Source organism: Lysinibacillus sp. NPDC096212 (assembly GCF_044763105.1).
GTDB lineage: Bacteria > Bacillota > Bacilli > Bacillales_A > Planococcaceae > Lysinibacillus.
Genome location: NZ_JBIWFQ010000001.1, coordinates 278,529 through 302,320, shown reverse-complemented (window position 1 = coordinate 302,320; position 23,792 = coordinate 278,529). Strand labels below are relative to the sequence as shown.

The window sequence follows — 23,792 nt, the reverse complement described above, 5'->3', positions numbered from 1 at the left end:
GAAATCCTCACGAATGGTGGGGATTTTTTATTTATGGGGAATACTTAATTTAAACAATTTAGTGGTGATCCCCTAGAATTCCTAAGCGTGAGTAGCGAGACCCTGGAGCGAAGCGAGGCGGCTCGTCGGACGCCCCGTGCCCCCTGTGAGCCTATTTTTTAGATAACCTTAAAATACCAATGAAATTGTACAAATAAAAGAGTGATAATAGAGGTGAAGTTATATGGAGCATTTAATACAGCATTTTAGAAAAGATGAACAGCCTTTCATTGAACAGGTTATGGGCTGGCAGCATGAGGTAGAGGATCGATATGCTCCAAAGCTTACGGATTTTCTAGATCCTCGACAGCGCTTTATTGTAGCATCGATAATTGGACAGTATGACACATTAAAAACAGCTAGTGCTGGGCTCTTTGATGAAGCAGAAAGACAACGCATGCTGATTTATCCTACTTATTATGAGCCTATGGAGGAAGATTTTCAGCTTACAGTATTTACGATTCAATATCCTGTGAAATTTGTCCAATTAGGACATCCAGATGTCCTTGGAGCTTTGTTATCTTTAGGATTGGATCGTGGCAAATTCGGTGATATTCGTGTCAATGACCATCTTGTACAATTTGTAGTAGCGATTGAGGTAGCTGATTATGTACGCTTACATTTAACAGGCATCGGCAAGGTAAAGGTACATGTAGAATCGATTAAAGAGACGGAGTCATTGCTACAAAACGAGGATGAGTGGCTAGAAGAATCTCATACGGTTTCTTCTATGCGTTTAGATGTGATTATCTCAACGGTTTTAAAAATTTCTCGTCAGAAGGCACAAGCATTAATTACAGGTAAAAAGGTACGTGTCAATTGGACTGAACGGGATACAGTTGCTTTTGAATTACAAGAAGGAGATATTTTATCTGTACGCGGAAGCGGTCGAATAAAAATGATGATGACTGAAGGTCGTACAAAAAAAGATAAAATTCGTTTACAAATCGGTCGATTGACCCAAAAAAGCTAAAAATCAAGTAAATTTCATTAATTTTTACTGCTAAGTTGTTGGAACAATTGTATAATAGAAAGTACGAATGTACATGTAAAGGAGAGAAGGATCGTATGCCATTATCACCTATTGATATACATAATAAGGAGTTTACTAAATCTTTCAGAGGTTATGCTGAAGATGAAGTAAATGAATTTTTAGATCAAATTATCAAAGATTATGAAATTTTGTTACGTGAAAAAAAGGAAGTAGACAGACAACTAGAAATTTCCTTAGAACAAGCGAGACATTTTAACACATTAGAGGAAACGTTACAAAAATCAATTGTTGTTGCACAAGAAGCAGCTGATGAAGTACGAAGAAATTCTCAAAAAGAGGCTAAACTCATTGTGAAGGAAGCAGAAAAAAATGCTGATCGTATTATCAATGAGGCTTTAACAAAGGCTCGTAAAGTAACAATTGAAATTGATGAGCTGAAAAAGCAATCAAAGGTATTCCGTAATCGTTTTAAAATGCTTGTAGAGGCACAACTGGATTTACTAAATGCAGACGATTGGGACCATTTGCTACAATACGATATTGACCTTACTGAAATTCAAGCATCTGTTGAAGAAGCACAGGAAGCCGATCAAGTTTAATCCTATATTAGGTAGCAATAAGTGAAACTTGACGTGATTGTATGATTTTCATATACTAATGTAATAGTAATTATTTTGAACACATATGCAAAACAGGCAGAGACGAAGACAGTATTTGTTAGGCGTAGTTAAGCGATTTGGGGATAGTGTGAGCCCGAACAAGCAAATAACAATGAACATCACTTCTGAGCTAAAATAACTGAATGTAGTAAGTTATTTCGTGATGCACAACGTTAACGTGCTTTAAGAGTGGTAGTACAATTTTGTGCTACAATTAGGGTGGTACCGCGAGTATAAGCTTCTCGTCCCTTTGAGGGATTGAGAGGCTTTTTTATGTTCAAATGGAGGTAACTTATACTTCTGTTGTTAAAACGTGTTGATTTTGCCGATAAATAGAACTTGAGGATGGTATTTCACAAAACGTATGTCATGTATATAAGTTGATTGGAGTGTAGGCTGGGCGACTCCTTGGGGATTAGCGTCACAGATGAGACCCTGCAGCGAAGCGAAGCGGCTCATCGGACGCCCCCAGGAAAGCGCCCGGCCGGAACGGAAATCAACCACACGTTATAATGATAAGCCTAATAACTGTCGTAATTGTATGAGCGCCTAAGTGCATATGTTCTTTGTTTGTAAAATAAAGGAGGAATTGAAAAATGGTTGAGTACAAAGATACTTTATTAATGCCAAAAACAGATTTCCCAATGCGTGGGAACTTACCGGCAAATGAACCGAAGATGCAAGAAAAATGGAATGAAATGGACGTTAATAAATTACAAATGGAGCGTACAGAAGGATGCCCTGAGTATGTGTTACACGATGGACCTCCATATGCGAATGGTGATATCCATATCGGCCATGCTTTAAATAAAGTACTGAAAGATATGATTACGCGTCATCGCTCTATGACTGGCTACCATGTAAACTATATTCCAGGTTGGGATACACATGGTTTACCAATTGAGCAAGCACTTACGAACAAAGGTGTAAAGCGCAAAGAAATGTCTGTTGCTGAATTCCGTAAATTATGTGAAGAGTATGCTTACGAGCAAATCGACAACCAACGCACACAATTCCGCCGTTTAGGTGTTCGTGGTGATTGGGAAAATCCATATATTACATTAAAGCCTGAATTTGAAGCTCGTCAAATTGAAGTTTTCGGAAAGATGGCTGAAAAAGGCTATATTTATAAAGGGTTAAAACCAGTTTACTGGTCTCCATCATCTGAATCTGCACTTGCAGAAGCAGAGATCGAATATAAAGATATTAAATCGCCTTCGATTTATGTAAGCTTTGCGCTTAAAGATGCTAAAGGTGTTGTCCCAGCGGATGCTAAAATGATCATTTGGACAACAACACCTTGGACAATTCCAGCAAACCTAGGGATTTCTGTGAACCCTGAATTTATCTATGTGGTTGTTGCAGTTGCAGATAAAAAATTCATTATTGCAAAAGAATTATTAGAAAAAGTTGCTAACGAACTTGAGTGGGAAGCATACGAAGTTGTTCAAGAAATTAAAGGTGATGCATTAGATCGAATTGTTGCACAGCATCCATTCTATGACCGTGAATCTCTTGTGATGGTTGGAGAGCACGTAACTGCTGAAGCGGGTACTGGCTGTGTTCATACAGCACCAGGACACGGGGAAGATGACTATCATATTAGTAAGCAATATGGTCTACCAATTCTTAGCCCTGTTGATAATAGCGGCTGCTATACAGATGAAGCACCTGGTTTTGAAGGTGTATTCTACAATGATGCAAACAAATTAATCACAGAAAAATTAAAAGAAGTCGGTGCTTTAGAAAAGCTTAACTTCTTTACACACTCTTATCCACATGACTGGCGTACGAAAAAACCAGTTATTTATCGTGCAACACCACAATGGTTTGCGTCAATAGATGCATTCCGTGATGAGTTACTAGACGCAGTAAAATCAACGACATTTACACCTGCTTGGGGTGAAACTCGTCTTTATAATATGATTCGTGACCGTGGAGACTGGGTAATTTCACGTCAACGTGCATGGGGTGTGCCAATTCCAATTTTCTATGCTGAAAATGGAGAGCCAATTATTACACCAGAAACAATTGCCCATATCTCAGCATTATTCCGTGAGCATGGATCAAATATTTGGTTCCAAAAAACAGCTAAAGAATTATTACCTGAAGGCTTCACACATGCAAGTAGCCCGAACGGTGAATTTACAAAAGAAAACGATATTATGGACGTTTGGTTTGACTCAGGTTCTTCTCACCAAGGTGTGCTAGTAGAACGTGGTATGAAATATCCAGCTGATCTATATTTAGAAGGTTCTGACCAACACCGTGGATGGTTTAACTCATCATTAATTACTTCTGTAGCTATTAATGGCTATGCTCCATATAAGGGACTATTAACACATGGTTTCGTGCTGGATGGTGAAGGTCGTAAGATGAGTAAATCTTTAGGGAATGTCATTATCCCGAAAAAAGTTATGGATCAATATGGAGCAGATATTCTGCGTTTATGGGTTGCTTCTGTAGATTATACAGCCGACGTTCGTATCTCAATGGATATGTTAAAGCAAGTATCTGAGGTTTATCGAAAAATCCGTAACACATTCCGTTTCTTACACGGAAATGTAGCTGATTTCGATGTAACGAAAGATCGAGTAGCATATGAGGATCTTCGTGAAATGGATCAGTACGTTTATATGCGCTTACAGGATGTATTAAAAACTGTACGTGCTGCATATGATCGCTATGATTTCGCAGCTGTTTATCATGCAGTGAATAACTTTGTAGCAGTTGAATTATCTTCATTCTATTTAGATATTGCTAAAGATGTTGTGTACATCGAAGGCCATGACAACAAAGATCGCCGTGCGATGCAAACAGTTATTTATGACACATTAATGACATTAGTAAAAGTCATGTCACCTATTATCCCTCATACAAGTGACGAGATGTGGTCTTACTTACATGCTCAAGGTGTTGTAGAAGAGGTATCTGTACAATTAACAGACTTCCCAGAGGTAGATGAACATGAAAACTTCGAAAGTCTACGTGCAAAATGGGTAAAAATTATTGATGTTCGTGATGATATTTTAAAAGCATTAGAGGAAGCTCGTAATGCAAAAACAATCGGTAAATCACTTGAAGCGAAAGTGACAGTTTATGCGAAAGAAGATGTGGCGGCATTATTAAATGATGCAAGCATTAATTTTGCACAACTTTCAATCGTTTCTGCTTTTGAAGTAGCGTCAATTGAAGCTGCACCTGCAGATGCATTAGCTCTAGAGCATGCATCGATTGTTGTTGAAAAAGCAACAGGTGAAAAATGTGAGCGTTGCTGGTCTATTTCTGAAACAGTCGGTTCAAATGAAGCACAACCAACAGTATGTGCGCGTTGTGCAGAAGTTGTTGAGAAGTATTACGCGTAACATAAATAAACACGTATAAAAATAAGAATCTACATTCTATGTAATTAATAACGCAAGTCTCCTTAGTAATGGGGGCTTGCGTTTTTTTGAAGGTCGAGAGCGACGGAAAGAAGATCAAAAGCGACGGATAGAAAGACGAAAGTGACGGAAAGAAGAGCTGAAGCGACGGATAGGAAGTCCAGAGCGACGGAAAGAAGAGCCGAAGCGACGGATAGGAAGTCCAGAGCGACGGAAAGAAGAGCCGAAGTGACGGAAGAAAACCAGAGTGACGGAAAGAAGAGCCAGAACGACGGATAGAAATGCCAAAGCGACGGAAGAAGAGCTGAAGTGACGGATGAAAACCAGAGCGACGGAAAGAAGAGTCAAAACGACGGATAGAAATGCCAAAGCGACGGAAAGAAGAGCCAGAATGACGGATTGAAACCAGAGTGACGGAAAGAAGAGCCGGAACGACGGATAGAAAGGCCAAAGCGACGGAAAGAAGAGCTAAAGTGACGGAAGAAAACCAGAGCGACGGAAAGAAGAGTCAAAACGACGGATAGAAATGCCAAAGCGACGGAAAGAAAAGCCAGAATGACGGATTGAAACCAGAGTGACGGAAAGAAGAGCCAGAACGACGGATAGAAATGCCAAAGCGACGGAAAGAAGAGCCAGAATGACGGATTGAAACCAGAGTGACGGAAAGAAGAGCCGGAACGACGGATAGAAAGGCCAAAGCGACGGAAAGAAGAGCTAAAGTGACGGAAGAAAACCAGAGCGACGGAAAGAAGAGTCAAAACGACGGATAGAAATGCCAAAGTGACGGAAAGAAAAGCCAGAATGACGGATTGAAACCAGAGTGACGGAAAGAAGAGCCAGAACGACGGATAGAAATGCCAAAGCGACGGAAAGAAGAGCCAGAATGACGGATTGAAACCAGAGTGACGGAAAGAAGAGTCAAAATGATGGATAGAACCACCAAAATGATGGATAGAACCACCAAAGCGACGGATAGCTCAACAAACATCCGCAGGAAAGCGCTTGGTCGGAATGAAAATCAACCCCACACAATGGTATTGATCCATATTTTCATGCTATATTAGTTATTCTGAGATGGGCTGTTATGGTAGAATAGGTTAGATGTTGAGCGAACGGAGGAGTGTCTGTGTATAAATATTATGGATTGGCCGCATTCGTGATTCTTTTAGATCAATGGACGAAATGGCTAATTGTGAAAAATATGGAGTTACGCGAACGAATTTCAGTATGGGATCCGTGGTTTGGGATATTGTCTCATCGAAATAAAGGAGCAGCATGGGGAATGTTAGAAGGCCAAATGTGGTTATTTAGCATTGTCACGATAGGTGTTATTTGTGCCATCCTATATTTTTATCATAAAGAGGCTAAAGGTAAACCTATTTTTCAAGTGGGCTTAATGCTTTTATTAGGCGGAGCTGTAGGGAATTTTATTGACCGTATATTTAGAGGTGAAGTGGTCGATTTTGTAAATGTATTAATTCCAGTAATTAATTATGATTTCCCAATCTTCAATATTGCGGATGCAGCTTTAACAATGGCGGTAGTAATATTAATGATTGGCATAATCATGGAAGATAAAAAAGGAAAGAAACAGGTGAAAGAATGACGCAAGTATCATATACAATGGAAGAACAACAACAGGGAGAGCGCATTGATAAGGCGCTTTCGGGTGTGCAATCAGAGTGGTCCCGTACACAAATCGGGAATTGGATTACTGATGGTATTGTCAAAGTAAATGGAGAGACTGTCAAGGCGAAGTATAAGGTAAAAGTAGGGGATATTGTAGAAATTGATGTACCCGAAGCAGAGCCATTAGATGTCATTCCTGAAAACTTAGATCTTGATATTGTTTATGAGGATGCAGATGTCCTTGTTGTGAATAAACCAAAGGGCATGGTTGTCCATCCAGCGCCTGGACATATGACGGGTACACTAGTGAATGGTTTAATGCATCATTGTAAGGATTTGTCGGGTATCAATGGCATTATGCGACCAGGAATTGTGCATCGTATTGATAAAGATACATCAGGATTATTGATGGTTGCTAAAAATGATGCAGCTCATGAATCGTTAGTGAATCAGCTAGTCAATAAAACAGTGACACGTAAATATACGGCGCTAGTTCACGGGCATATTGCACATGATAAAGGCACAATTGATGCACCGATTGGACGCGATCAAAAAGATCGTCAAAAACAAGCAGTTGTCGATAAAGGGAAGCATGCAGTAACTCACTTCCAAGTTATCGAACGCTTTGGTGAATACACTCTTGTAGAATGTCGTTTAGAAACAGGACGAACTCATCAAATTCGCGTGCATATGAAATATATTGGCTACCCTCTTGTTGGTGATCCAAAATATGGACCAAAAAAGACAATAGACTTTAATGGACAAGTATTACATGCAGGAATTTTAGGATTCGATCACCCTACATCAGGCGAATATATGGAGTTCGAAGCACCACTTCCTGCTGATTATGAACAATTATTACTAGATTTAAGAAATAAGCATTGACGTATAGGAAAAGAAGGTCTATACTAACGAAAGTGAATGAACAACTTAACTAAATATTCACCTTTAATGACAGTCCAGAGAGGCTGAGAAGGTACATGTGAATGTGTTGTAAAAAATTTGTGCTGCAAATTTTTCAACATACTATTTAAACACGTATATAACCCTCTCAGGCCATTCGCCTTGAGAGGTTTTTTTATGGACACATGACCACAATAAATAAAAGAGAGGAGGAAACTTACATGGCACAAAATGAGCTATTAGATGGCCCATCTATGGCAAGAGCGTTAACACGCATTGCACACGAAATTATTGAACGTAATAAAGGAATCGATGAATGTATTTTAGTTGGTATTAAAACACGAGGTGCCTTTCTTGCAAGACGCCTTGCAGAACGAATTGAAAAAATTGAAGGCAAACCAATCCGTACGGGGGAGCTAGACATCACCCTCTATCGAGATGATTTAACGACAAAGCATGATAATGAACAGGCACATGTTGAACAAGTAGATATTGATGATGTGGTCGTTAATCAAAAAATTATTTTAGTCGATGATGTACTTTATACAGGACGTACAGTACGCGCAGCACTTGATGCAGTAATGGATTTAGGACGACCTTCACAAATTCAACTTGCAGTCCTGATCGACAGAGGACATAGAGAACTACCAATAAGAGCTGATTATGTTGGCAAAAATGTACCAACATCTGGAACAGAGCGTATTGTCGTAAATTTACAAGAGGTAGACGGAGAAGATTGCGTCATCATTTTTAAAGAAGACTAACTATAAAGTGAGGAAACATTATGTCAAATGCAGTATTAGATATTAAGGATAAACCGACCCCAGTCCAACTAGTGACATTAAGTTTCCAGCACATGTTTGCCATGTTTGGGTCAACGATCTTAGTTCCTCAGTTGGTTGGTCTTAGTCCAGCGATTGCCCTTTTAACAAGTGGGATTGCTACACTGTTCTTCTTATTAATTACGAAATTTCAAGTGCCAGCATATTTAGGTTCATCCTTTGCTTTTATTGCCCCGATTTTACTTGTCGCAGGTGGTTTAAATAAAGATGGTTCAAGTGTTAATCCAGGTCATGCGATGATTGGTGCAATGGCAGTCGGGATTACATATGGTATCGTATCCCTAATCATCTGGAAAAGCGGCTACAAATGGATTATGAAAATTTTACCACCGATTGTGGTAGGACCTGTTATAATGGTAATTGGTCTTGGATTATCAGGGACAGCGGTAAGTATGGCGATGAATGTTGATGGTAAATATAGCTTTTTACACTTCTCAGCAGCGTTAGTTACATTATTTACAGCTATTATTTTCACGATTTTCTTTAGAGGTATTTTAAGCACAATGCCAATCTTAATTGGCTTAATCGTGGGATATATTTACTCAATGATGATCGGAATTGTAGATTATTCACCAATTGCCAAAGCAGATTTCTTTGCAAAGCCTGAGTTTTTAATCCCAGGTGTTCATTACGACTTTGAAATCACAACAAAGCTACTCCTAACAATGGTACCAATCGTTATCGTCACTATTTCAGAGCATATCGGTCACCAGTTAGTATTAGGGAAAGTTGTTAATCGAGATTATATTAAAGAGCCAGGGTTACATCGTTCGTTATTAGGGGACGGAATTGGAACATTTATTAGTGCATTAATCGGTGGTCCACCGAAAACAACTTACGGTGAAAATATCGGTGTCCTTGCAATCACGCGTGTTTACAGTGTGTATGTCATTGCAGGTGCAGCAGTCGTAGCAATTTTACTATCATTCTTCGGGAAAGCAATGGCAGTTATTGCAACGATTCCAACAGCTGTACTTGGTGGGGTTTCCATCTTGCTCTTCGGTATCATTGCAGCAAGTGGATTACGAATGTTAGTTGATAATCATATCGACTTTGGGAATAGTCGTAACTTGGTCATTGCCTCTGTTATTTTAGTCATTGGCATCGGTGGTGCGAAGTTCGTTATTTCGGAATCACTAAGTATCGAAGGTATGGCATTAGCAGCGATTATCGGTGTTGTTTTAAATGCCATTCTACCAGGTAAAAAAGAAGCAGATATACCAGTACCGTACAATCAAAATAAAAATTCATAGAAGTACCTTTTAATGAATTGTCCAGAGAGGCAAAAAAAGGGAAGTTGTAGATAAGCTTGTAGTAGGAATGTATCCTGCTGTAGTTTGTCACGCCTCCTTATGCCTCGTTGATGACATCAACGGGGCTTTTATTATCTTCATGCATCCCACCTCTGAAGGTGAAATGTATGAAGGTAAAGCCTCCGGCGGATGTCACGGATTTTGAAAGGAATGAATTGTGCTCGTACAATTCAAAATCCGGACGCAATTACGCCAAGGCGAAATTGATTTTATAAAACGTTAGTTATACATAACGTTCATGAAACACAACCCAGTGGAGGTACATGATGAAGAACTTATTATCGATGGAACATTTAACAATTGAAGAGATTAACAACATTCTAGATCGTGCGCAAGCTTTTGAGAATGGTGAAGCATCATCATTATCTCGCCCACACAACGTCGCAAATTTATTTTTTGAACCAAGTACACGCACGAAAACAAGCTTTGAAATGGCAGAGCGCAAAGTTGGTTGTATCGTTATCCCATTTGACGGTAGCTTTTCGAGCGTCTCTAAAGGGGAGACATTGTACGATACGGTAAAGACGCTAGAAATGATTGGTATGGATGCAGTAGTCATTCGCGCAAAAGAAGATGCGTATTACAATGAATTACTTGAAGGCATCAATGTGTCAATCATTAATGGAGGTGACGGCACTGGTCAGCATCCGTCTCAATCATTATTAGATCTTTATACAATCAAAAAAGAGTTTGGTTCTTTTAGAGGGTTGAATGTGACAATCGCTGGAGATATATGCCATAGCCGTGTAGCGAAATCGAATGCGTTAGCGTTACAGCGCTTAGGGGCAAATGTTCATTTCCTTTGTCCGGAAGAGTGGGAAGGCAGTTTCGAAGCGCATCATTCTTGGGATGATTTAATCGAAATAAGCGATGTGATTATGTTACTTCGTGTGCAACATGAACGCCATAAGGTAAATAAAAGCTTCTCAAAAGAGAGCTATCATCAAGAGTACGGTTTAACAATTGAACGTGAGAAACAAATGAAGGAAAAGGCAATTATTATGCATCCAGCACCGGTCAATCGTGATGTAGAAATTGCGTCAGAGCTAGTAGAATGCGAGCGTTCTAGAATTTTCGAGCAGGTTCGTAATGGTGTCTATACACGGATGGCTATAGTTGAAACAATTTTAAAGGGGAGAGAGTAACATGACAAAGGTTCTTCAAAATGTACAAATGCTAAATGAACAAGGTGAGCTACAAACAGTAAATATCGCTATGACAGATGGCAAAATTACTGCAATAGGTCAAAATGTAAATGTAGCAGGCGCAGAAATGATCGAAGGAAATGGTTTAGTTGTTGCACCAGGCTTTGTCGATGTTCATACACATTTACGTGAGCCAGGCTTTGAACATAAAGAAACAATTGCTACAGGGTCAGCATCAGCAGCAAAAGGCGGCTTCACAACAATTTGTGCGATGCCAAATACAAAACCAGTGCCAGATTCAATAGAAAATATGCAGTTGATAAATGGTCTTATTAAAGAAAGTGCAGTTATTCGAGTACTTCCATATGGCTCATTAACAAAAGATATCTCAGGTGAGGTTCGTACAAGTATTGAAGAATTAAAAGCACATGGGGCTGTCGCATTTTCAGATGATGGTGTTGGGATCCAGCTTGCTTCAACAATGTATGAGCAAATGAAAGATGCAGCACAGCACGATGTGGTTGTTGTCGCACACTGCGAAGATAACTCATTAATTTACGACGGAGTGATGCATGAAGGGAAGCGTAATCAAGAGCTTGGTTTACCAGGAATTCCATCGATTTGTGAATCTGTTCAAATTGCACGAGATGTACTACTGGCAGAAGCAGCTGGAGCACGCTACCACGTATGTCACGTATCAACGAAGGAATCTGTACGTGCAGTACGTGATGCGAAAGCAGCGGGTATTCGTGTCACTGCAGAAGTTTGCCCACATCATTTATTACTTGAAGAAATGGATATCCCATCAGATGATGCGAACTGGAAAATGAATCCTCCATTACGTGGAGCAGATGATAAAGATTCACTTCACGCAGCTATGCTGGACGGCACAATCGATTGTATCGCTACAGATCATGCTCCACATACAGTAGAAGAAAAATGCTGTGGTATGGTTGGTGCTCCGTTTGGCATTGTAGGCTTTGAAACAGCGTTCCCACTGCTTTACACACAGTTTGTAGAAACGGGGAAATGGTCGTTAAAACAGTTGATTGACTGGATGACTGTCAAGGCAGCTCAAATTTTCGATTTACCATATGGCACATTAGAAGTTGGTGCTTCGGCAGATATGATTTTAATTGATTTAAATAAAGAGCAAACAATTGATGCAGAAGGCTTTGTATCAAAAGGACGCAATACACCATTCAATGGTTGGGTTGCAAAAGGCTGGCCGGTTCTAACAATTTTTGAAGGCAATATCGTATACCAGGAGGCAGAGTAATGAAAAAACGTTTACTTATTTTAGAAGATGGTACAGTATTTACAGGCACAGCGTTCGGTAGTGAGAGAGCTTCACAAGGTGAGGTTGTATTCACGACAGGGATGACAGGTTATCAGGAAACAATTTCAGATCCTTCATTCTACGGACAAATCGTAACGTTAACTTACCCTTTAATCGGTAATTACGGTATTAACCGTGATGACTTTGAATCAATCACACCAGCTATCCGTGGGTTTGTAGTTCGTGAATTAGCAAAAACCCCTTCAAACTTCCGTTGTGATTTAACGGTAGATGAGTACTTAACTTCAAAGGATATTCCGGGCATTGAAGGAATTGATACACGAAAATTAACACGCATTATTCGCAGTAAAGGGTCAGTAAAGGCTATTTTAACGGCGGCTGATGAAGAAGTGAATGTGGATGAAGTCGTAGCAAAATTACAGGCAACACCAGCGATTACACATCATGTTCGTGAAGTATCACCGAAAGCAGCCTACCCATCACCAGGTCGTGGCAAACGAGTAGTATTAATTGATTATGGTATGAAGCACGGTATTCTTCGTGAGTTAAATAAACGTGATTGCGATGTGCTTGTAGTACCTTACAATACATCAGCAGAAGAAATTTTAGCTTGGCATCCAGATGGAATTATGCTGTCAAACGGTCCAGGTAACCCTGAGGACGTAGTTGAAGGCATTGAAACCGTACGTAATTTAATCGGAAAAGTGCCAATGTTCGGTATTTGCTTAGGTCACCAAATCTTCTCGCTAGCATGTGGTGCACAAAGCTTCAAATTACCATTCGGTCACCGAGGTGGTAACCATCCGGTAAAAGATTTACGTACTGGTCGTACAGACTTAACATCTCAAAACCATGGTTATGCAATCGATATTGATTCATTAAAAGATACAGATTTAGAAATAACACATATCGCATTAAATGATGGCACTTGTGAGGGTGTACGTCACAAGAAATATCCAATCTTCACGGTGCAATATCACCCAGAAGCATCACCAGGTCCAGAGGATTCAAATCACTTATTTGATGAATTTATCGAAATGATGGAAGTAGAAGCAGGGAAGGGGAAACAACATGCCTAAACGTACAGATATTGAAACTATTTTAGTAATCGGATCAGGTCCAATCGTAATCGGACAAGCAGCAGAATTTGACTACGCAGGAACACAAGCTTGTCTTTCATTAAAAGAAGAAGGCTATCGCGTTATCTTAATAAACTCAAACCCTGCAACAATAATGACAGATACAGAAATTGCTGACAAAGTATATATTGAGCCAATTACACTTGAGTTCGTATCACGAATTCTACGTAAAGAGCGTCCAGATGCAATCCTACCAACACTTGGTGGTCAAACAGGTTTAAACATGGCCATTGAATTAGATAAATCAGGAATTTTAGATGAGCTTGATATTGAAATTCTTGGAACAAAATTAGAAGCGATCCATAAAGCAGAAGACCGAGATCTATTCCGTAATTTAATGTATGAGCTAGGTGCTCCAGTACCTGAATCAGATATTATTCATAACTTAGACGAGGCGAAAAACTTTGTAGCGAAAATTGGCTACCCAGTAATCGTTCGTCCTGCCTTCACACTTGGTGGTACCGGTGGCGGTATTTGCTACAACGATCAAGATCTAGAGGAGATTGTTACATCTGGTCTAAAATATTCTCCAGTAACACAATGTTTACTTGAAAAATCGATTGCTGGTTATAAAGAAATCGAATATGAAGTAATGCGTGATGCTGCTGACAACGCTATCGTTGTATGTAACATGGAAAACGTTGACCCAGTTGGTATTCATACAGGTGACTCTATCGTAGTGGCACCTACACAAACACTTTCAGATCGAGAAAACCAAATGCTACGTAATATTTCATTAGATATTATCCGAGCACTAAAAATTGAAGGTGGCTGTAACGTACAGTTAGCACTTGATCCATATAGCTTTAATTACTATGTGATCGAAGTAAACCCTCGTGTATCGCGTTCATCAGCATTAGCATCAAAAGCAACAGGTTATCCAATTGCAAAGCTAGCAGCAAAAATCGCGGTTGGTTTAACATTAGATGAAATCAAAAACCCTGTAACAGGTTCTACGTATGCTTGCTTCGAGCCAGCTTTAGACTACATCGTGGCGAAAATTCCACGTTGGCCGTTCGATAAATTCGAATCAGCAAAACGTAATCTTGGTACACAAATGAAAGCGACTGGTGAAGTAATGGCACTTGGTCGTACATTTGAGGAAGCTATGCTAAAAGCAGTGCGCTCTCTTGAAACAGGTCAAGTTCACTTAGAGCTAAAACATGCAGAAGAAAACTCTGATTCTTGGATTGAAAAACGTATTCGCAAAGCAGGTGACGAGCGTCTATTCTTCATCGGTGAAGCACTTCGTCGCGGTGTAACAATTGAGCAAATCCATGAATGGTCTGCCATTGACTTATTCTTCTTAAATAAATTCAAAAACATCGTAGATATGGAGCAAACACTTGCTGACAATAAAGACGATAAAGAAGTGTTACGTACAGCAAAACGACTAGGCTTTGCAGATAAGAAAATTGCTGAGCTTTGGGAAACAACACCAGAAGAAGTATATGCATATCGTAAAGAAAATGGCATTATCCCAGTATACAAAATGGTGGATACGTGTGCAGCGGAGTTTGAATCTGAAACACCATACTTCTATGGCACATATGAGGATGAAAACGAATCGATCAAATCAGACAAGCCATCAGTTATTGTACTTGGTTCTGGTCCAATCCGCATTGGGCAAGGGGTAGAATTTGACTACGCAACAGTACACTCAGTATGGGCAATTCAAGAAGCAGGCTACGAAGCAATTATTATTAACTCGAATCCAGAGACAGTATCCACTGACTTCTCGGTTTCAGATAAATTATACTTTGAGCCATTAACAATCGAAGACGTTATGCATATTATCGACCTTGAGCAACCAATTGGAGTAGTTGTACAATTCGGTGGTCAAACAGCTATTAATCTAGCTGATAAATTAGCTGCCAATGGCGTGAAAATCCTAGGAACAACTCTTGAAGATATCGACCGTGCGGAAAACCGAGATAAATTCGAGCAAGCATTACGTGAATTGAACATTCCACAGCCACTAGGTCAAACAGCTGTATCTACGGAGGAAGCACTTGCTATTAGTGGACGTCTAGGCTTCCCGGTACTAGTTCGTCCTTCATACGTACTAGGTGGACGCGCAATGGAAATTGTCTACAACGAAGAGGAATTACAACATTATATGGAGAACGCGGTAGAAGCATCTCCAGATCATCCAGTATTAGTAGACCGCTACTTAACGGGTCAAGAAATCGAAGTAGATGCCATTTGTGACGGTGAAAATGTCTTAATTCCAGGTATTATGGAGCATATCGAGCGAGCAGGGGTTCACTCTGGCGACTCGATCTCTGTATACCCGCCACAAAAATTAACACAAGCACAAAAAGATACGTTAGTGGATTATACAACTCGCCTTGCAAAAGGTCTTGGCATCATAGGCTTAATGAACATTCAATATGTTATTTCACAGGGCGAAGTATTTGTCATTGAGGTTAACCCTCGTTCATCTCGTACAGTACCGTTCTTAAGTAAAATTACAAACATTCCGATGGCAAATATTGCAACGAAAGCGATTCTTGGTAAATCAATCGTAGAACAAGGCTATCCAACAGGCTTAGCGCCAGAGCAAAATGGTGTCTTCGTAAAAGTACCAGTATTCTCCTTCGCTAAATTACGTCGTGTTGACATTACACTAGGGCCTGAAATGAAATCAACAGGTGAAGTAATGGGTAAAGATGCAACATTAGAAAAAGCACTTTACAAAGGCTTAGTTGCAGCAGGTATGGAAATTCGTACAGAAGGAACAGTATTGTTCACTGTATCCGATAAAGATAAAGAGGAAGCAATTGAACTTGCAAAACGCTTCTCAACAGTAGGCTATCGTATTGTCGCAACTGAAGGTACAGCTAAAGCGTTTGAAGATGCAGGCGTACGCACAGATATAGTTGGAAAAATCGGTGCAAAAGGTGAAACATTAATCGATTTAATTCAAAACGGTGAGGCACAGCTTGTTGTCAACACTTTAACAAAAGGCAAGCAACCGGCACGTGATGGCTTCAGAATTCGTCGTGAGTCTGTAGAAAATGGCGTACCTTGCTTAACTTCATTAGACACAGCGGAAGCAATGGTTCGAGTTATTGAATCAATGACATTCACAGCAGAACAAATGCCAAAAGCGGAGGTAGTACATTAATATGATTCGTCAAGAGAAAATGACGGTCGTCTCTCAAAAGCAAATTGCGACAAACATTTTCGAATTGACACTTCGTGGAGAACTGGTTCAGGATATGACACCTGGCCAGTTTGTCCATGTAAAGGTGTCAGATTCATTGGAGCCGCTTTTACGTCGACCAATTAGTATTGCAAATATAGATAAAGACAACAACGAATTTACAATGATTTATCGTGCGGAGGGTCGTGGAACACAAGTGTTAGCGACAAATCGCGAAGGGCAGCTTGTCAATGTCCTTGGTCCAATCGGTAATGGGTTCCCTGTAGAAGCAGTAAAAGAGGGAGGCACAGCTCTACTAGTTGGTGGGGGAATTGGAGTACCTCCATTACATGAGCTTTCCAAGCAATTGAACGCGCGTGGTGTTAAAACAATTCATGTGCTAGGCTTCCAATCGGAAGATGTATGCTTCTATGAGGAAGAATTCAGTGCCCTTGGTGAAACACATTATGTAACGGTTGACGGTTCTAAAGGAACAAAGGGCTTTGTCACAAATGTTTTAGAGTCACGAGCACCTGAATTCGATGTCTTTTATTCTTGCGGTCCGCTACCAATGTTAAAAGCACTTGAAGGCTTTTATCCAGAAAAAGAAGGTTATTTATCATTTGAGGAGCGTATGGGCTGTGGGATCGGTGCTTGCTTTGCATGCGTATGTAAAACAACAGACCAAGTAGCAAAAGACTATGTAAAAGTATGCTCTGACGGTCCAGTTTTCCCGAAAGGTACGGTGGCATTATGAGTCGTTTAAACATTCAATTGCCAGGCTTAGACTTGAAGAATCCAATAATGCCAGCATCCGGCTGCTTTGGCTTTGGACGTGAATATGCACAGCTTTATGATTTATCAAAGCTTGGCGCTATTATGATTAAAGCTACGACTGTGGAAACACGTCCCGGCAATCCAACCCCACGCGTAGCAGAAACAGCAGCAGGGATGTTGAATGCAATTGGTTTACAAAATCCCGGAATCGAAAAAGTAATGAATGAAGAATTAAAGTTTTTAGAAAAGTATGATGTGCCAATCATTGCAAATGTTGCTGGTACGGAAACAGAAGATTACGTGGAAGTAGCACGACGTATTTCAACTGCAGGAAATGTGAAAGCATTAGAGCTTAATATTTCTTGTCCGAACGTTAAATGTGGCGGAATTCAATTTGGGACAGACCCTGCAACTGCACGTGAGTTAGTTAAAGCTGTCAAAGCTGTTTCTGAAGTGCCAGTATACGTGAAATTGTCTCCTAACGTAACGAATATCGTAGAAATTGCACAAGCTGTTGAAGCAGGTGGTGCAGATGGCATTACAATGATTAATACACTAATTGGTATGCGTTTAGACGAGCGTACAGGTAAACCAGTGATTGCCAATGGTACAGGCGGCTTATCTGGTCCTGCTGTAAAACCAGTAGCAATTCGCATGGTTTATGAAGTGTATAAGGCTGTCAATATTCCGATTATTGGGATGGGTGGCGTGACAGAGGCGCAGGATGTTATTGACTTTATGTCGGCTGGCGCTTCTGCAGTTGCTGTTGGAACAGCAAACTTTGTCGATCACTTCGTTTGTCCAACTATTATTGATGAACTACCAGCAAAGCTCGATAAATTAGGAGTAGAGCATATTTCAGAAATTATCGGGAGGAGCCATCGTCTATGAATACAAAACCAATACTTGCACTAGATTTTCCTGGAGAAGCAGAAGTATTCAACTTTCTAAAGCACTTTAACGAGCCTCTTTTCGTAAAAATCGGTATGGAATTATATATGCAGGAAGGGCCGGATATTGTACGCAAAGTAAAAGATCTAGGTCATGATATTTTTCTAGATTTAAAATTACATGATATTCCCAATACAGTGGGCTCTGCTATGAAAGGCCTAGCAAAATTAGGAGTAGATTTAGTCAACGTTCATGCTGCGGGCGGACGTCCGATGATGGAGGCAGCACTTGAGGGGCTTGAAGCGGGTACTCCGGCAGGACGTGAACGAGCGGCATTAATTGCTGTAACACAGCTGACGTCTACAACAGAAGAGCAAATGCACGCAGAGCAAAAAATTGCTTTATCTTTACAGGAGTCTGTATTACATTATGCAAGCTTAACAAAACAAGCTGGTTTAAATGGTGTTGTCTGCTCCGTACATGAGGCAAAAGCTATTGCTGAAGCATGCGGTGAAGATTTCTTGCGTGTGACACCTGGTATCCGATTAGCAGGTGGCGACGCACATGACCAAAAGCGCATTGCAACACCAGACGGCGCAAAACGTGACGGTTCTTCATTAATCGTCGTTGGACGTGCCGTTACAGGTGCACAAGATCCAGTAGCAGCATATAAAATCGTAAGTGAATTATGGGAGGCATAACTATGACATTACAAAATGAAATCGCACACGCTATGTTAAAAGTAGGTGCAGTAGAATTAAATCCAACAGAACTATTCACATGGGCATCAGGCATTAAATCCCCAATCTACTGTGATACACGTCTGACAATTTCTGACCCTGTAATTCGTAAGCAATTAGCAAATGGTCTAGCATCTCTTATTAAAGAAAACTTTGGTACAACAGAAATCGTAGCAGGTACAGCAACAGCAGGCATTCCACATGCTGCTTGGGTAAGTGATATTTTAGAATTACCAATGGTGTATGTACGCTCTAAAGCAAAAGAGCATGGCCGTGGTAACCAAATAGAAGGAAAATACGCAGCAGGTCAAAAAGTCGTAGTAGTAGAAGACATCGTTTCTACAGGCGGCTCATCCATTACAGCTGTTGAAGCTTTACGCGCAGCAGGTTGTGAAGTACTAGGCGTTGTTTGCGTTTACACATACAACCTTCCACGCGCTGAACAAGCATTTGAAGAGGCAGGCATAAAATATGTATCTCTAACAAATTTCGATTATTTAATTGAAGCAGCTAATGAATCAGGCACTATTAAAGAGGAAGATATTCCATTCTTAAAAGACTGGCATGGAAAATTAAAAGCAGGAGAGCTTTAAATTCCTTCAGCGGGTGTTCAAACATCCGCTGAAAGAATTTAAGCCTCCGGCGGATGTCACGGAATCGAAAAGGAGTTAATAAAGGATGTTAGCCTAAAATCATCGCATCCATGCGATAACGGCTAACTGACCTGCATCGGTAAAAACGCCACGTCCTGTGGCATTACCGAAATGACCGACATCGTGTCGGCCCTCACGCAGGCCTAAGCACAAAGTCGATTCCGGACGCAATTATGCCGAGGCATAATTGATTTAATAAAGGGTGGTATGAATTATTTCATACCACCCTTTCATTGTGTCAAATTAGATAAAGTATGGCTCTCCGGCAAAACGAGGGGTTGATTTCCGTTCCGGCTGGGCGCTTTCCAGGGGGCGTCCGATGCTCCAAAATGCCAATCGCTGATAAAAGTGCCGAGAATCGCTGATAAAATCGAGAAAACCGCTGATAAAGTGCCGAGAATCGCTGATAAAATCGAGAAAACCGCTGATAAAGTGCCAAGAATCGCTGATAACAACATGAGAACCGCCGATAGCATCATGAATCGCACCTGTAGTAAAGCGGTAGGTTGGAATGGAAATCATCCTCATTTCAAGCACATCAACATTCACAAAGATTTCCTTGACCATTTCAGACGGTAAACATACCCGTACAATATCGGGTATGTTTACAGCCTTTTTTATTTTTTAGTAACTTACAGTAAAGGAGAAATGAGTCGCATAAGTGATTCAAGCATGCGCTTTTGAATACTTCGCTTTTGAAATGACGCCCATGTAATTTCTATAGATTCTTTAAAATCTTGTTCAAAATCATCTTTTATATCCAGAACTGTTTTAGATTCATAAAGGACCGCAATGATTTCATAATTAAGCTCAAAACTACGAATATCCATATTTGCTGTACCAATTGATGCAATTTCATCATCGACAAGTATAATCTTAGCATGCATAAAAGCATCTTTCACGCGGTAAATGGAGACACCCGCTTTCAGAAGCGGTGTAAAGTATGATTGGGATGCTTGATCACTAATGATGCTATCGCCTTTTCCTGGATATAAAATGCGGACATCTACTCCAGAAAGTGCACTCAAACGTAATAATGTTAATGTTTCCTGATCAGGAATGAAGTATGGAGTGGCAATCCAAATTGACTTTTTTGCAGAACCCATAATTTTCAATAAAGCATTCCGAATATTTGTATCATCTGAGCTAGGTCCACTTGCAACGATTTGTACGGCACCTTCTGCCTGATGAATCCCTTGACTTGGAAAGTATGTGCTATCCATAAATTGATTCCAAGATTCGGTATTTAAACTACTAGTGGCATAGAGAAAATCTTCTAGGAAAATGGCTTGCAGTTTATATAATGCTTTTCCTTCTATTTTTAAATGACTATCACGCCAAATAGGAAACTTCTTCGAACGACCAAGATATTCATCTCCGACATTAAGCCCACCTGTAAAACCAATCGTCCCATCTACAATTACAATTTTCCGATGGTTACGATAATTTACGGTTTCTAATAGCCAAGGTGAAAGAATAGAATCAAATTCAACTACTTCAATTCCTGCTTCTTTCATTGGTTGTAAGAAACGTCTACGTAATTTACTACTGCCGAGTCCATCGAAAAGAAAGCGTACGATCACGCCAGATTTTGCTTTTTTTATTAAGGCGTCTCGAATCGTTGTACCGATTTCGTCTGATCGATAAATATAGTATTGAATATGAATATGATGTGTAGCATTTTCAATTGCTTGTAGGATTTCAGTAAACGTTTCATCACCATTTGTTAAGAGTTTTGTTGCTGTTTCATTTGCAACAGGACCACCGCCAAATTTTTGGATAACTTGTGTCAAGTAGGTGGATCGTTCATTTAAAGGGGAAGAGAGTTCTAAATTAAAACTTCTTCCTTCTAAAATTCCACGGAATAACTTCCTTTTTTCTTCTGAACGATGTAAATGTTTCTTTCTTCTCCAGCGACTTCTTCCGAATAGTAAGTACAGAAGTAAACCGATAACAGGGAGAATGGCTAATACTAAAAACCAAGCCAATGTACTTTGTGGGGAACGGTTTTCAATAAAAATAACGAAGGAAATTCCTATAATTGTGATAGGCAATAGTATGCCTATTAAGGTATATAAGGAAATAAAGGACTTATTTAAGACTCCGAGCATAATTGCCGCAATTGTAAATACAAATAGTAATTGGACTACGCGATTTTTCATATGTATACATTTTCACCTATTCTTTTTTATTTTTTTATAAGACGAAGTAGTACTTTAATAGTTTTATGATAAATTGTTTTCTTTTTATTTACAATATAGACACTTCCACGCTAACGGATATTGTTAGTAATGACCAAATCAATATCGCTAAATCGCAAAATGCTGCCTCTACTGTAAATCAAAAATCTTTAATATTGATCATTTTAAAACATTTAGAGCAATTATACCTCGGCATAATTGTTGTAGCTGACGCTTCGCTTTCGCTACAGAAAATATTGCTGAAAGAAGTTAAATTTTCTCAATTATACTTCTCCCAAATGATAAATCAACTTAACGGAAAATAATAATAAACAATTCATTAAGCGTAATATTTTCCATTAGAAGGTATTGAATATTTGAAATATTCACAATAATAAAATAATTAAATTGAGAAACTAATATAAAAAAAATTACAATTAAATATTAAGAGGTATGTATATCTTTGTTGAAGAAAAAAAGAGGGATAATATTATTTTAATAAAACGAAACACGTTTATTTTATGATATGAATTTTTTAACAAGTAATAAATATTTATTATTAATGTTATTATGTTGTTTTTTTAGGGAATAAAAATAGTTTTTTGTGAATAATTAACTATTATCTGACATTAATTGTTTTAATAAAATAATAGAGTGTTGAGAAATGAAATAATAAATAATAAATAATTATGAACTAGATTTCTAATGATTTTGATTATGATGTAAAGTCTAAATTATATTTATTTTTACAATAATTTAAAAATGTACTTGATTTAATATATTAATTCTAGATAAAATGATGGTACAATTAATTGTCAGATAATTCTTTTGTTGGAATAATATTTTGAGAATGAGAGTGATTATTAATGACAACAATTTATATGAAATTAAGATGCTTATTATATTCAAGGATGAAACTGTTTTAATTTTTCTGAAAATTGAAATGCACAGTGGTGATAACATTAAGTAAACAAAAGCAAATTCATTTAAATTGAATGTGGTTCTTAAAAAGTTGGTTTTTTCTTTTGATTTGATAGGGAGGTAATCGTGTGACTAATAATCATGAAATGATTATTGAGATTAATAATTTACGTACAAGCTTTCGGCGAGCAGATGAATATTTCGCTGCAGTAGATGGTGTTGATTTGCGCATTCGAAAAAATGAGGTGCTTGCAATTGTAGGTGAGTCAGGTTGTGGTAAAAGTACTTTAGCTACATCAATTGTTGGGTTACATAATCCTATCAACACAAAAATTGAAGGTGAAATATTATATAAAGGTAAAAATTTGGTAGATATAACGGAGCAGCAATATACCGAGTTACGCGGGAGTGATTTCGGTTTTATTTTCCAAGATCCACTGGCAGCACTGAATCCGTTAAAGCGAATCGGTTCCCAAATTGAAGAACCGCTTATATACCATACGAATTTAAATGAAGCACAACGCCGTGAGCGTGCAATGGAGTTATTACAGCAAGTAGGTATACATAACCCGGAACGTATTTATAAGCAATATCCGCATGAATTATCAGGTGGTATGCGACAACGCGTAATGATAGCGACAGCGATTGCATGTAAGCCACCTCTTATTATTGCAGATGAACCAACAACGGCATTAGATGTAACGATTCAAGCGCAAATACTAGATTTATTAAAAGAATTACAAATAGAAACTGAGTCAGGCATTTTGTTAATTACCCATGACTTAGGTGTAGTAGCTGAAGTAGCAGATCGTGTTGCAGTAATGTATGCTGGACAAATTGTCGAAGAAGCACCGGTTATTGAATTATTTAGAAATCCTAAACATCCATATACACGTTCGTTACTTAACTCTATTCCTCAATCTCATAAGGTAAATGAAAAGTTAGAGGTTATTCATGGTATGGTTCCTTCATTATTTAAATTGCCACGTGGAGGTTGTCGATTTGCACCGCGTGTTCCATGGATTGACGAAAGCGCCCATGAGGAAAATCCAATATTACATGAGGTTGGACCAGAACATTTTGTTCGTTGTACGTGTTGGAAAGACTTTCACTTTAAGAAGGATGAGGGAAAATAA

General features: G+C 39.1%; 18 protein-coding genes and 1 other annotated feature. Of the genes, 16 read left to right on the top strand and 2 right to left on the bottom strand.

Annotated elements, in window-relative coordinates:
- The first annotated feature begins 223 nt into the window (after positions 1-223).
- From ACIQ7T_RS01400 to pyrE, 15 genes are all read left to right on the top strand, one after another.
- Entirely contained in the window at positions 224-1,012 is a 789-nt protein-coding gene (locus ACIQ7T_RS01400; protein WP_370075308.1) for a YlmH family RNA-binding protein, read from the top strand.
- A 95-nt stretch (positions 1,013-1,107) separates the two neighbouring features.
- On the top strand, positions 1,108-1,632 hold the full coding sequence (locus tag ACIQ7T_RS01395) for a DivIVA domain-containing protein (RefSeq protein WP_142507538.1): 525 nt from the start codon (positions 1,108-1,110) through the stop codon (positions 1,630-1,632).
- 90 nt (positions 1,633-1,722) lie between these two features.
- Positions 1,723-1,945, top strand: a binding site (T-box leader).
- A gap of 343 nt (positions 1,946-2,288) precedes the next feature.
- Entirely contained in the window at positions 2,289-5,057 is a 2,769-nt protein-coding gene (gene ileS, locus ACIQ7T_RS01390) for an isoleucine--tRNA ligase (RefSeq protein WP_402868218.1), read from the top strand.
- A 1,144-nt stretch (positions 5,058-6,201) separates the two neighbouring features.
- A complete protein-coding gene (gene lspA, locus ACIQ7T_RS01385) occupies positions 6,202-6,681 on the top strand; it encodes a signal peptidase II (RefSeq protein ID WP_370075304.1) in 480 nt (159 codons plus the stop codon).
- Positions 6,678-7,589 carry an RluA family pseudouridine synthase gene (locus ACIQ7T_RS01380; protein ID WP_370075303.1) on the top strand — a complete coding sequence of 304 codons (912 nt, stop codon included), beginning with the start codon at positions 6,678-6,680 and terminating at the stop codon, positions 7,587-7,589. Before lspA ends, ACIQ7T_RS01380 begins: the two co-directional genes overlap by 4 nt.
- 203 nt (positions 7,590-7,792) lie before the next feature.
- Entirely contained in the window at positions 7,793-8,371 is a 579-nt protein-coding gene (gene pyrR, locus ACIQ7T_RS01375) for a bifunctional pyr operon transcriptional regulator/uracil phosphoribosyltransferase PyrR (protein WP_402868216.1), read from the top strand.
- 20 nt (positions 8,372-8,391) lie between these two features.
- Entirely contained in the window at positions 8,392-9,702 is a 1,311-nt protein-coding gene (locus ACIQ7T_RS01370) for a solute carrier family 23 protein (RefSeq protein WP_370075301.1), read from the top strand.
- A 326-nt stretch (positions 9,703-10,028) separates the two neighbouring features.
- On the top strand, positions 10,029-10,907 hold the full coding sequence (locus tag ACIQ7T_RS01365; protein ID WP_370075300.1) for an aspartate carbamoyltransferase catalytic subunit: 879 nt from the start codon (positions 10,029-10,031) through the stop codon (positions 10,905-10,907).
- A 1-nt stretch (position 10,908) separates the two neighbouring features.
- The gene (locus ACIQ7T_RS01360) at positions 10,909-12,186 is read left to right on the top strand and encodes a dihydroorotase (protein ID WP_402868213.1); all 1,278 of its coding nucleotides are present in this window, start codon (positions 10,909-10,911) and stop codon (positions 12,184-12,186) included.
- Positions 12,186-13,286: a carbamoyl phosphate synthase small subunit gene (locus ACIQ7T_RS01355; protein ID WP_049668365.1), complete on the top strand. Its 1,101-nt coding sequence runs from the start codon at positions 12,186-12,188 to the stop codon at positions 13,284-13,286. Before ACIQ7T_RS01360 ends, ACIQ7T_RS01355 begins: the two co-directional genes overlap by 1 nt.
- On the top strand, positions 13,279-16,476 hold the full coding sequence (gene carB / locus ACIQ7T_RS01350; protein WP_402868211.1) for a carbamoyl-phosphate synthase large subunit: 3,198 nt from the start codon (positions 13,279-13,281) through the stop codon (positions 16,474-16,476). Before ACIQ7T_RS01355 ends, carB begins: the two co-directional genes overlap by 8 nt.
- Position 16,477: 1 nt before the next feature.
- On the top strand, positions 16,478-17,251 hold the full coding sequence (locus ACIQ7T_RS01345) for a dihydroorotate dehydrogenase electron transfer subunit (RefSeq protein ID WP_100544005.1): 774 nt from the start codon (positions 16,478-16,480) through the stop codon (positions 17,249-17,251).
- Positions 17,248-18,162 (top strand): dihydroorotate dehydrogenase, encoded by a 915-nt coding sequence (locus ACIQ7T_RS01340; protein WP_402868209.1) that lies wholly within the window; start codon positions 17,248-17,250, stop codon positions 18,160-18,162. Before ACIQ7T_RS01345 ends, ACIQ7T_RS01340 begins: the two co-directional genes overlap by 4 nt.
- A complete protein-coding gene (gene pyrF / locus ACIQ7T_RS01335) occupies positions 18,159-18,863 on the top strand; it encodes an orotidine-5'-phosphate decarboxylase (RefSeq protein WP_370075296.1) in 705 nt (234 codons plus the stop codon). The genes ACIQ7T_RS01340 and pyrF overlap by 4 nt, the downstream gene beginning before the upstream one ends.
- A gap of 2 nt (positions 18,864-18,865) precedes the next feature.
- A complete protein-coding gene (pyrE, locus tag ACIQ7T_RS01330; RefSeq protein WP_142507525.1) occupies positions 18,866-19,495 on the top strand; it encodes an orotate phosphoribosyltransferase in 630 nt (209 codons plus the stop codon).
- Between the two features lie 303 nt (positions 19,496-19,798).
- Here the strand turns inward: pyrE and ACIQ7T_RS01325 are convergent, their stop codons facing one another.
- Positions 19,799-20,104, bottom strand: a complete 306-nt coding sequence (locus tag ACIQ7T_RS01325) for a hypothetical protein (RefSeq protein WP_402868206.1) — start codon at positions 20,102-20,104, stop codon at positions 19,799-19,801.
- A gap of 83 nt (positions 20,105-20,187) precedes the next feature.
- Positions 20,188-21,717, bottom strand: a complete 1,530-nt coding sequence (locus tag ACIQ7T_RS01320) for a cardiolipin synthase (RefSeq protein ID WP_370075293.1) — start codon at positions 21,715-21,717, stop codon at positions 20,188-20,190.
- Between the two features lie 1,085 nt (positions 21,718-22,802).
- On the opposite strand from ACIQ7T_RS01320, the gene ACIQ7T_RS01315 reads away from it, so the two are divergent.
- The gene (locus ACIQ7T_RS01315) at positions 22,803-23,792 is read left to right on the top strand and encodes an ABC transporter ATP-binding protein (protein ID WP_402868270.1); all 990 of its coding nucleotides are present in this window, start codon (positions 22,803-22,805) and stop codon (positions 23,790-23,792) included.